The sequence below is a fragment of the Enterococcus sp. DIV2449a genome (genome assembly GCF_051711225.1).
Classification (GTDB): Bacteria; Bacillota; Bacilli; order Lactobacillales; family Enterococcaceae; genus Enterococcus_D; species Enterococcus_D casseliflavus.
Genome location: NZ_JBIOME010000001.1, coordinates 1,193,627 through 1,205,534 on the forward strand (window position 1 = coordinate 1,193,627; position 11,908 = coordinate 1,205,534).

Below are 11,908 nucleotides of genomic sequence, written 5' to 3' on the forward strand. Positions count from 1 at the left end.
TTGGAAAAAATCATATAGATTAGGAGTTTTATTATGAAACATGATCAGGGTGCACAAAATGTTTTTATTATTGGTGCAAAAAGTTTAGGTGCATATGGGGGATACGAAACGTTTGTTGATAAGTTAACTGAATATCATCAAAATAATAGCAAAATTAACTATTTTGTTTATTGTAAAGGTAATGGTGACGGAAGTATGGACGAAAGCAAACTTAATGGGGTCACAAAGATCTCTTCATCAGAATTTCTATATCACAACGCAAGATGTTTCAAAATAAAAATACCTAATATTGGGTCCGCTCAAGCAATATATTATGACTTGAAAGCTTTATCAAATTGCTGTCAATATATTGATAAGCACAACATCGAAAAACCTATTGTGTACATTTTAGCTTGTCGAGTGGGACCTTTTATTGGCTATTTTTATAAAAAAATCCATGAACTTGGTGGTCAACTTTTCTTGAATCCAGATGGTCATGAGTGGATGCGTGAAAAATGGTCTCTTCCAATACGTAGGTATTGGAAGTTTTCGGAAAAAAGAATGGTTAAGTTTTCTGACCTGGTTATTTGTGATTCCATTAATATCGAAAAATATATACATGAGAATTATGATGGAAAAGGGATAAAAAAAGCGAATCCGAAGACAACTTATATAGCTTACGGGGCTGACTTGTCGCTAAGTAAATTGGATTCAAATGATTTTAAGTTAATTAATTGGTATAAAGAAAAAAATTTAACTGTTAAAGATTATTATCTTGTGGTTGGAAGATTTGTACCAGAGAATTCTTTTGAAGAGATGATTAGAGAGTTTATGATTTCAAATTCAAATAAGAAGCTTGCTATTATTACTACTGCAAATGAGAAATTTCTAAATCAATTAGAACAAAAACTTCATTTTAAGAATGATAAAAGAATTCAATTTGTTGGAACTCTTTATGATCAACAATTATTAAAAAAAATTCGAGAGAATGCTTTTGCTTACCTCCATGGACATACTGTTGGTGGGACAAATCCCTCACTTATAGAAGCATTAGGCAGTACCAATCTAAATTTGCTTGTTGAAGTTGGATTTAATAGGGAAGTTGCAGAAGATTGTGCATTATACTGGAAAAAAGAAGAAGGATCTTTATCAGAACTAATAAATGAAGTAGAGAGATTAGGTGATGAAGAAATCATTGATTTGGGACGCAAAGCAAAAAATAGAGTATCAAATTTTTATACTTGGGAAATAATTAGTGATCAATATGAAAAAGTTTTCACAAAATTAACAAATACTTAAACCAACTTTGTAGGGGATTAATGAATGAATATACTATTATTAGGCGGAGCAGGATTTTTAGGTACCAATCTAGCTGAAAGTCTTGCTCGAAATTCAAGAGATAGAATAACTGTGGTGGATGCAAAGAAAGAGTTTTTTCATTTGAAAAAAGGGAATGTTATTTTTAAAGAGTCGCAATTAAACTCAAATACTGATTTTGAAAAATTAATTAATGATCATGAAATAATCTATCATCTAGTTAGTACTACAGTTCCAACTACATCAAACCAACATATTCTTGAAGAATTAGATGCCAACGTTTTAATGACTGCAAAATTATTAGATGCATGCGTTAAAACTGGAACTAAAAAAATTGTTTTTATTTCTTCCGGGGGAACAGTGTATGGTAAATCATCAAATTGTCCGCTATCTGAAACTATGGAAACTAACCCTATCACATCTTATGGTGTACAAAAATTAACAATTGAAAAATTGTTGTATCTCTACTATGAAATGTACGGTCTAGATTACAGAATAATTAGAATGGCTAATCCTTATGGCCCTTATCAAAGGCCCAATGGCTTATTAGGAGTAGTTACAACATTTGTATATAAGGCTCTTAAAGATGAGGAAATAGTTGTCTATGGTGACGGTTCTATCATTAGAGACTTTATCTATATAGAAGATGCTATTACTGCTATGATAAAAATTACTTTTGGAGAACATAAAGATAAACTATATAATCTCGGAAGTGGATATGGAACAAGTATTAATCAAGTTATAAAAACAATTGAATCATGTTTAAATAAATCTTTGAATGTTTCATATATTCCAGGCAGAAAAGTTGATGTGCCAATTAATTTTTTAGATATGACGAGATATGAACGCAATTTTGGATTATTAAAAGGATTAACTCTTAATGAAGGAGTTTTAAAAACATCTGATTTTATGAGTGAATATTATGGAATTTAAAAATTAATGGTCTTAATCTAGAGGAGAAATAAATGATTAATATACTTTTTTTGCATGCCGGGGCAGAGATGTATGGAGCGGATAAAGTTCTATTGGATCTGTTGAAGCACTTAGATAAAAAAAAATTTAAACCTTATGTAATTTTGCCTTCGCAAGGTGTTTTATTAGAGGCGTTAGAGAAGGAAAATATTCATGTAGAAGTTGTTCCATATCCGATTATGAGGAGGAAATATTTTAATCCTGTAGGTGTATTAAAATATTGCGCAGATTTTTTGAAGTATTCAAAAATTATAACAAATAAGGCGAAACAAAATAATGTAGATATTGTTCATGCAAATACAGCTGCTACTATGGAAGGGTGTTATGTGAGCAGAAAATTAAAAGTGCCTTTATTATGGAGTATACACGAGATTATTGTTACACCCAATTTCATGTTTAAAATGACAAGTAAGTGTATTTCTAAGTTTTCAAGTATTACTATTACTGATTCTATGGCAGTAAAAAGACACTTGTTATCGTCTGGATATTTTAAAGATAATGATATAAAAGTTATTTATAATGGCGTAGATAGTACCAGATTTAAACCTCAAAAGAATTACGATTATCTGTATGAAGAGTTTGGTATACCCAAAGAATCAACAATAATCGGTATGACAGGTAGAGTGAATAGCTGGAAAGGACAGGGAGATTTTCTTAAAGCTGCTAATATAGTTATGGAAAAATATCCAAATGTTTACACTGTTTTTATCGGTTCAGCATTTGAAGGAGAAGAGTGGAGAGAAGATAAATTAGCAAGCGATATAAAAAAATCAAAGTTTAAAGAAAGAATTATCAATAAGGGTTATAGAACTGACAGTGAAGCTTTTTACAATTTATTTGATATTTTTGTTTTGCCTAGTACTAACCCTGATCCACTTCCTACAGTTGTTTTAGAATCTATGGCATCAGGAAAGCCAATCGTGGGATATAGACATGGTGGAGTTTGCGAAATGGTAAATGATCATTCAAATGGTTTATTGGCTGAAGTTGGTGATATTAATGATCTTGCAGAAAAGATTGAAATCTTACTAATAAATGATAAATTACGAAATAATATGGGAAAGAATTCAAGAGAGAGACTATTAGAAAAATTTTCTTTGGAAGCATATATTGATAATTATTCACGAGAATATAACAAGTTAGTTCGTAAATAAATGGGATGTGAGGATTAAATGTGGTTTCACAAACAAATTAGATATTATGATAAAGTAATCATAATAAAAAATATCTCTATGAAACTTTTTCGTGGTATTCTAAAAAGTGTTTTTTTGGGGAAAGTTAGTGGTTTTGTATTTATAGGAAAAAATGTACGAATTTCTCATGCAAAGAACATATTTATGGGGAAAAATGTTAAACTGGAAGACTATGTTGAGGTACATGGGCTTTCTAGAGATGGTATAATTTTGGAGGATAATGTTACAATCAGCAGAGGTACTATGATTCGCCCCTCTAGTTATTATGGAAAAGATTTAGGGCGAGGTGTTTATATCGGAAAAAATAGTTCTATTGGTCCTCATGGATATATTGGTTGTTCTGGAAAAATTACTATCGGAGAAAATGTAATGCTTGGACCCAAGTGTAGTTTATTTGCAGAGAATCATGTTTTTTCGGATAATAATAGTACAATAAAAAGCCAAGGGGTTCGCAATGAAGGTATCACAATTGAAGATGATTGTTGGATTGGGAGTAATGTTATTATTCTCGATGGAGTTACTATCGGAAAAGGTTCAGTGATTGCTGCGGGTGCTGTTATTACAAAAAGTATTCCTCAAAGAAGTCTAGTAATAGATAAAAAGAATAAGCAAATCCGTAGTAGAGTTCTTAACTAATATTAATATAAAAGAATCAAGTTCTAAATCACTTGAATTTAAGGAGAAGAAATGAAAAAAGTCCTATATATACGGAGTGGTCCTTATCAAATAGATTTAGATAAGTATAATATCCAAGAGATTGGTCTTGCTAGTGCTTTTGCAGAAGTGGGAGTAGTTTGCGATGTTCTATTCTATCACCAAAACAAAAATTTTGATCAAATAATTGAACATAATGGAAATATGATAAACATTTTTTGGAGAAAAGGTATACGATTATTACGAAGTGGAATTTATCCGCAAATAATAAAAAAAGATTTTTTAATGGAATATGATGCTATTATTATTTCTGAATATAGTCAAATAATGTCTGTCATTATTAGTAATATACATCCAAATGTTTATTTATACAACGGACCTTACTATAATTTATTTAAAATTCCAATAACTGAAAAAATATATGATAAATTATTCTTGAATTTATTAAATAGAAAAGTTAAACATATTTTTTGCAAAACTAAAATGTCTCAAGACTTTTTGAATGATAAAGGGTTAAAAAAAACAAGTGTAGTCGGAGTTGGATTAGATATAAGTGCTTTTTCTGATGATGTAACAATAAATATCCAAACTGAAATTATATTACAAACTATGGCTAACAATCGAGTACTTCTTTATGTTGGAAGAATAAGTAAAAGGAAAAACGTAGAATTAATCATTAAGGTATTTAATATATTGAAATTAGATCCAAACAACGATGATCTACAACTTTATTTGATAGGTTCAGATGAAGCTGGATATTTACAAACATGTATGAAATTAATTGAGAAACAATCTCTAGGCTCTGTTTTTAATATTTCTAGTATGAGTAATTCGCAGCTAAGATACCTTTATAAGAGAGCGGAACTATTTTTATTACCTTCACGACAAGAAATTTTTGGTATGGTGTTGTTAGAGGCAATGTACTTTGGACTACCAACAATAGCTAGCCCTAGTGCGGGAGCAAAAACATTAATAGAAAATGGGAAAAATGGTTACATTGTTGATTCATTTGATGAAAACGAGTGGGTTAAGTTGATTCATTTAGTGCTCTCCAACCAAAAATTAAGTAAAAAAATAGGAGAATCTGCTACAAATCGGATAAAAGAAAATTTTCTTTGGAATCATATAGTAGGTAAAATGATATCCCAATTTGATGTTGATTAGAACGATCTTGTATTGTTTGCTCATGTAATCGATCGTTCTATGAATTTTTTAAAATATATAAATAGGAGAAAAGGTATGGTGAGAATAGTTTTTTTAATACTCAATTATAATAATATGGAAGAGACACAAAAGTGTATTGATTCAATCACACAAACAAAAGTATTAAATTGGGAAGCTGTTATAGTTGATAACGGTTCTACTGATGATTCTTATAAGAAGATGGAAACACTTTATGACGATAAAAAAAATATTCATTTAATAAAGTCGAAGTATAACTTGGGATTTTCCAATGGAAATAACTTAGGATATAAATATGTAAGAGATAATTTGGATGCTGATTTCTTGATAGTTACAAACAATGATGTATTATTTCCCCAAAATGATTTAGATGTTCGTATAAAAAAAATTTATGAGCAATATAAATTTCATGTTCTTGGACCTGATATTTATGTTCGAGCAAATAATGTACACCAAAGCCCTATGATGCTTTCTTTTCCTTCTTTGGAAAGTTTAAAAAAAGAATTATCAATGTATGAACATTATCTAAATCACCCGGAAAGATGGGTTGTAAGAAGAAGATTACAAGATATAAAAAACAAATTCTATCAGTCAAATAGTATAGTAAAAAAAGTATATGATTATCTAAGAAAAAAAGAGAGTATTAATTACTCAAAAATTTCACACAATTGTTGTATACAAGGTGCCTGCATAATTCTTTCTAAAGAATTTTTGAATAGCGAAGAAGAGCTATTTTCACCAGCAACTTTTCTTTATTGTGAAGAAATTCTTCTATATCACAAATGTTTGAAAAAAAATTATAATATTCAATATAACCCTTCAGTACAAGTATGGCATGAAGACAGTTCAACTATGAAAAAAATAAATAGTGATAATTTAAGTAAAGCAAAGTTCACGTTAACACATCATGTTGCTGCTAGGAGAATTTTGTTAGAAAACGTGTATGAATATAAATAATTTCGATATAGTGAGGATTTTTCAATGAAAAGTAAGTATAGAATTCTAGATTTACTGATGTGTTTGTCACTAATCGCTTGTGTTTTGACTAATTTCGGTGAATACTCAATTTTTAACTTCACTCTTATTATCACTGTAATTATAACGTTACTTTTTAATATTAAAGAAATGCACGAAATAAACAGAAAACTATTTGTGATAATTTTAGCGATACTAACGATTTTTGTATTATCAGTTATTCAGCAGAATTCATCTGATCTCTTTAAATTTATTGTTTGGATCTTTGAAGGAATAATAGGATATTATTTTATTAAAAGGAAATTATTGGCAAGAGAACATGACTATAAAAGTTCCTTAGCTTGTGTATTTCTTTTTGTATTATTTCTTTCAAGTATTGAGGGTACGATTCAGTTTTTCTCAGGAGAAATAACATTTGTAAACTACCTAAATTATTGGGGAGATGGGTTGCATCAAGGGACTGTAAGTATCTTTCTTCAGCACATAGTTTGGGGACATGTACTAGTACTGGGATTTGTAGTAAATGAATTTTTTAATAAGGGGAATATAAAGAATGTTCTAAGGGTTCTTTTTCTTGCCAACCTTTATTGGAGTCAAGCAAGATCTGCATGGTTAACCTTAGTAATTTTTTTAGCATTGAATTTTTTATATAAGTTAAAAAAGCAAAATTATAAGATTAAATTAACTAAGCTTAGAGTGCTAAATTTTATAATTGTACTTTGCTTACTGACATGTTTCATACTTTTTATGCCTAGTTTAAATCAAAGAGTATATTCTCTAATTGATTCTATTTTTTCTCATTTCTTTTATTTATTCAAAGGTGAGGCTAACTATAGATTGAGAGCAATCCAAGCACTTTTATTTGACAGACTTGAAAACATTAACTTAGTTCACTGGTTGTTTGGATCAGGTTATGGATCAACATCTGTTGCTCTTGCAAAAAACGGAATATCGTTGAGCGGTTTTAGGTATGTTGTTGATAATCAAATTATTTCATTAGGATATGATTTTGGATTAATTGCGTTCGTTTTCATTTTTTATTTATTCTTTGATTCCCTTAAGGAATTTGTAACGTCCGAAAACAAATTATCTAGAATTATTAGTAGTCTTTTTATTTGTAATTTTATAATGTCTCTAGTTTATGAAAGTTTTGGATATCAAGTAACGGCTTTGATATTTTTCTTTTTAATTGGGGCAAAATTATCTTTGATAACAAATAGAAAAATGTTGAAGTAATATAGGTTAGTTATTAATTAGAAATTTGGTGAGATTGTGTTTAACAGTGATAATAAAAAATATGAATCAAATATTAATGCACTATTAAATTCTATTGTTGAATTAAATAAAGAACTATTAGTATTGGAAAATTCTCAAGTTATAAGAAAGAATATTATGATTAAAAATTTTAAAAAGCATTTTAGAGCCAAAAATTTTAAACATATTCTTAATAGGATAAGAGTTAGAAGAAATATAAGTAAATTACCCATTGATTCTAAAAAGGATCAAAAGCATGACCTAGAAAAAAATAATTATTTTTCCACTGAAAGAATTGCAGTTTATAGTGTGCTGTTTGGGAATTATGACTGCATAAATGAACCGGTTTTTCAGCCAGATAATTGTGATTTCTATATCATAACTGATCAAGAAATTCCCCCAAATAGTCATTGGAATAAACTTGATATTTCTTTCCTGGAATCTAAGATTCATTATTTTAATAATATTGAAAAGAATAGATTTTTTAAAATGAGACCGGATCTTTTATTTTCTGATTATAAATATTCTATTTACTTAGATTCGAATATATTGGTTGTTGGTGATCTTACTGCAATGGTGAATAAAATAGGAAGAAGCGGGATGGCATTCCATGCTCATAGACATAGAAATTGTGTATATTCAGAAGCAAAAGCTGCTGAAATGCTTAATAAAATTGATAAGAAAACAGAAAAAAAATTTTATTCTTATTTGAAAAATTTAAATATACCTAAGCATATAGGTCTCGCAGAATGTAACATAATTGCTAGACAGCATTCGAACGCGCTTTGTTTGAAAGCTATGAATGAATGGTGGGAAGAATTTATCAATGGTGATGTGAAAAGAGATCAACTTTATTTACCGATTGCTTTAAAAAAATGTTCTATTAAAGTAGATGAAGTTACGACCTTAGGAACTAATGTATATGAAAATCCATTAGTTAGAGTATTGTTTCACAATTGAAGAATATTATTTTGTTGAGGAGATTGTTATTATGAAAGGAATCATTTTAGCAGGAGGATCAGGCACACGTCTGTATCCATTAACGAAAGCTACATCTAAACAATTAATGCCCATCTATGATAAACCAATGATTTACTATCCCCTGTCCACACTGATGTTAGCAGGAATCAGAGAGATTATGATTATATCTACGCCACAAGATACACCGCGATTTAAAGAGTTATTTGGGGACGGACAGGAATTAGGGATCCGTCTGGAATATGCGATACAACCAAATCCAGATGGTTTAGCACAAGCATTTTTGATTGGAGAAAAATTTATCGGAAATGATAGTGTTTGTCTGATTCTTGGGGATAATATTTATTACGGTGGCGGCTTATCTAAAATGCTGCAACGTGCTGCGAAAAATGACATAGGTGCAACGGTGTTTGGTTATCATGTCAATGATCCAGAACGCTTTGGTGTGGTCGAATTTAATGAGCAGATGCAAGCTGTTTCAATTGAAGAAAAGCCAGCAAAACCTAAATCTAATTATGCAGTGACAGGGCTGTATTTTTATGACAATGAGGTGGTTGAGATTGCAAAACAGATTAAACCTTCTGAGCGTGGTGAGTTAGAGATCACGGATGTCAATCAGAGATACCTTGAATTAGGGAAACTTTCTGTTGAGGTAATGGGGAGAGGCTTCGCATGGTTGGATACTGGAACCCATGAATCTTTATTAGAGGCATCGACTTTCATTGAAACAATTGAAAAACGTCAAAATTTAAAAGTCGCCTGTTTGGAAGAGATTGCTTATCGCATGGGTTATATTAGTTGTGAAGCTTTGATTGAGTTAGCGCAACCATTAAAGAAAAATCAATATGGTCAATATTTATTGCGCCTAGCAAGTGAGGGATAAGCATGGGAAAACTACGTATCACAAAAACAAATTTAAAAGATGTTGTAATTATTGAACCAGAAGTCTTTGGTGATCACCGAGGCTATTTTACTGAAAGTTATTCGCAAGAAGACTTCAACGCTGCAGGCTTAGAATATAAGTTTGTCCAAGATAATCATTCATTGTCAGTAGAAGCAGGAGTATTACGGGGGTTACACTTTCAAAAAGGAGAAGCTGCTCAAACGAAATTGATTCGTGTTATTACAGGAGCTGTGCTGGATGTAATTGTGGATATCCGAAAAGGAAGCTCCACTTATGGTAAATGGGAAGGCTTCATTTTATCTGAAATCAACCATCGTCAATTATTGGTACCGAAAGGGTTTGCTCATGGATTTGTTACATTGACCCCAAACGTTAACTTTTTCTATAAATGTGATAATTATTATAATGCAGATGCAGATGCAGGAATTGCGTTTGACGATCCAGATTTAGCAATTGATTGGTCGATTGCCAAAGAACAAGCAATTCTTTCTGAGAAGGATAAACACCATCCAACGTTAAAAGAGTTTGAAGCTGAAAATCCATTTGTTTACGGAAAAATTTAAGGAGTGTTCATTGAATGAAAAGAATCATCGTGACCGGCGGAGCTGGTTTTATCGGATCAAATTTTGTTCATTATGTTGTAAAATATCAACCGCATGTTCATGTTACTGTTTTGGATAAATTGACATATGCGGGAAACAAAGAAAATTTAGAGGGACTACCGGAAGATCGTGTTGAACTAGTGGTAGGTGATATCGCCGATGCTTCATTAGTCGATGAACTAGTTAAACAGGCAGATGCTGTGGTTCATTATGCGGCTGAGTCTCATAACGATAACTCATTGAAAGATCCATTTCCTTTTGTTCAGACAAATCTTATTGGTACCTATACATTGATTGAAGCTTGTCGAAAATACGATGTGCGTTATCACCACGTATCAACCGATGAAGTGTACGGAGATCTGCCGTTACGAAAAGATCTTCCAGGGCATGGGGAAGGACCAGGGGAGAAGTTTACCGACCAAACACCCTATAACCCATCTAGTCCCTATTCTTCCACAAAGGCTGGCTCTGATTTATTAGTCAAAGCTTGGGTTCGTTCGTTTGGTTTGCGGGCAACACTTTCTAACTGTTCCAATAATTATGGTCCGTACCAACATATTGAAAAATTTATTCCACGACAAATTACGAATATACTGAGTGGCATTCGACCAAAATTATATGGTGAAGGAAAAAATGTTCGCGATTGGATCCATACAAATGATCATTCTTCAGCGGTATGGACAATTTTAACAAAAGGTCGAATTGGCGAGACTTACTTGATTGGTGCTGATGGAGAAGCAGACAACAAATCAGTCATTGAAACGATTTTAACATTGATGGGAGAGCCAAAAGATGCTTATGATCATGTGACTGATCGCCCCGGTCATGACTTGCGGTATGCCATTGATGCCTCAAAATTAAAAAAAGAATTGGGTTGGCTGCCGATTTTCACGGATTTTGAAGAAGGTCTAGCTGATACGATCGACTGGTATCGAAACAATCCTTCTTGGTGGCAAGATGAAAAAGCACAAGTAGAGAAAAGTTACGCAGAACAAGGACAATAAGGAATCAAAAGCAGGAGAGATCCTGCTTTTTTGAAAGGAAGCGATCATTTATGTACTTAATCACAGGAGGAAATGGCCAATTAGGCAGTGAATTACGTCATCTATTTGATGAAAAAGGAATTGACTTCGTGTCTACAGATGCAAAAGAGATGGATATCACAGATGAAACGGTCACGATGGAGAAAGTAAAAGAAATCCGCCCATCAGTTATCTTTCATTGTGCTGCGTATACCGCAGTTGATAAGGCAGAAGAAGAAGGCAAAGAATTAGATGAGTTAATCAATGTCACTGGCACAAGAAATGTGGCCCTCGCTGCAAAAGCTATAGGTGCAAAACTTGTTTATATCAGTACTGACTATGTTTTTGATGGAGAAAAGCAAGTTGGTGAATACCAAGTCGATGATCAAGTAAATCCCCAAAATGAATACGGAAGAACCAAATTATTAGGGGAACAAGCAGTTCAAGAAATATTGGATGATTACTATATTATTCGTACTTCTTGGGTCTTTGGACGGTACGGACACAATTTTGTCTATACCATGCAGCGATTAGCTAAGGAACATAAGACTTTAACAGTAGTAAATGATCAATATGGGCGCCCAACTTGGACACGAACATTAGCAGAATTTATGCTTTATGTTATCGAAAAGCAAGCACCGACTGGAATTTATCATCTTTCGAATGATAACAGCTGCTCATGGCATGAATTTGCGTGCGAAATACTAAAAAATTCAGATGTAGTTGTCAAGCCGATTCCTTCTTCCGAGTTCCCACAAAAGGCGAAGCGACCACAATATTCGGTGATGAATCTTTCAAAAGCAAAAGAGTTGGGATTTGAAATCCCAACATGGCAAGAGGCTTTAAAAGAAATGCTAAAGTAAACTAATAGCTTTG

12 protein-coding genes are annotated in these 11,908 nt (G+C 31.9%); all 12 read left to right on the forward strand.

The features are described from left to right. Positions 1–33 precede the first annotated feature (33 nt). Positions 34–1,278: a beta 1-4 rhamnosyltransferase Cps2T gene (gene cps2T / locus IGI76_RS05685; protein ID WP_010747875.1), complete on the forward strand. Its 1,245-nt coding sequence runs from the start codon at positions 34–36 to the stop codon at positions 1,276–1,278. A gap of 24 nt (positions 1,279–1,302) precedes the next feature. Continuing rightward, entirely contained in the window at positions 1,303–2,229 is a 927-nt protein-coding gene (locus IGI76_RS05690; protein WP_010747876.1) for an NAD-dependent epimerase/dehydratase family protein, read from the forward strand. Between the two features lie 32 nt (positions 2,230–2,261). Beyond that, positions 2,262–3,422, forward strand: a complete 1,161-nt coding sequence (locus IGI76_RS05695; protein WP_010747877.1) for a glycosyltransferase family 4 protein — start codon at positions 2,262–2,264, stop codon at positions 3,420–3,422. 78 nt (positions 3,423–3,500) lie between these two features. Next, positions 3,501–4,097, forward strand: a complete 597-nt coding sequence (locus tag IGI76_RS05700) for an acyltransferase (RefSeq protein ID WP_438781195.1) — start codon at positions 3,501–3,503, stop codon at positions 4,095–4,097. Between the two features lie 51 nt (positions 4,098–4,148). After that, the gene (locus IGI76_RS05705) at positions 4,149–5,279 is read left to right on the forward strand and encodes a glycosyltransferase family 4 protein (protein WP_270266541.1); all 1,131 of its coding nucleotides are present in this window, start codon (positions 4,149–4,151) and stop codon (positions 5,277–5,279) included. Between the two features lie 75 nt (positions 5,280–5,354). Then, positions 5,355–6,254 (forward strand): glycosyltransferase family 2 protein, encoded by a 900-nt coding sequence (locus IGI76_RS05710; RefSeq protein WP_270266542.1) that lies wholly within the window; start codon positions 5,355–5,357, stop codon positions 6,252–6,254. A 24-nt stretch (positions 6,255–6,278) separates the two neighbouring features. Further along, positions 6,279–7,508 (forward strand): hypothetical protein, encoded by a 1,230-nt coding sequence (locus IGI76_RS05715; protein WP_270266543.1) that lies wholly within the window; start codon positions 6,279–6,281, stop codon positions 7,506–7,508. Positions 7,509–7,544: 36 nt separating this feature from the next. Then, the gene (locus IGI76_RS05720; protein ID WP_270266544.1) at positions 7,545–8,486 is read left to right on the forward strand and encodes a glycosyltransferase domain-containing protein; all 942 of its coding nucleotides are present in this window, start codon (positions 7,545–7,547) and stop codon (positions 8,484–8,486) included. A 31-nt stretch (positions 8,487–8,517) separates the two neighbouring features. Beyond that, a complete protein-coding gene (gene rfbA, locus IGI76_RS05725; protein ID WP_010747883.1) occupies positions 8,518–9,387 on the forward strand; it encodes a glucose-1-phosphate thymidylyltransferase RfbA in 870 nt (289 codons plus the stop codon). Between the two features lie 2 nt (positions 9,388–9,389). Beyond that, entirely contained in the window at positions 9,390–9,971 is a 582-nt protein-coding gene (gene rfbC / locus IGI76_RS05730) for a dTDP-4-dehydrorhamnose 3,5-epimerase (protein ID WP_010747884.1), read from the forward strand. Between the two features lie 14 nt (positions 9,972–9,985). Beyond that, positions 9,986–11,014 carry a dTDP-glucose 4,6-dehydratase gene (gene rfbB, locus IGI76_RS05735; RefSeq protein WP_270266545.1) on the forward strand — a complete coding sequence of 343 codons (1,029 nt, stop codon included), beginning with the start codon at positions 9,986–9,988 and terminating at the stop codon, positions 11,012–11,014. Between the two features lie 50 nt (positions 11,015–11,064). Beyond that, positions 11,065–11,895, forward strand: coding sequence for a dTDP-4-dehydrorhamnose reductase (rfbD, locus tag IGI76_RS05740; protein WP_270266546.1), 831 nt, complete (start codon positions 11,065–11,067; stop codon positions 11,893–11,895). Positions 11,896–11,908 lie beyond the last annotated feature (13 nt).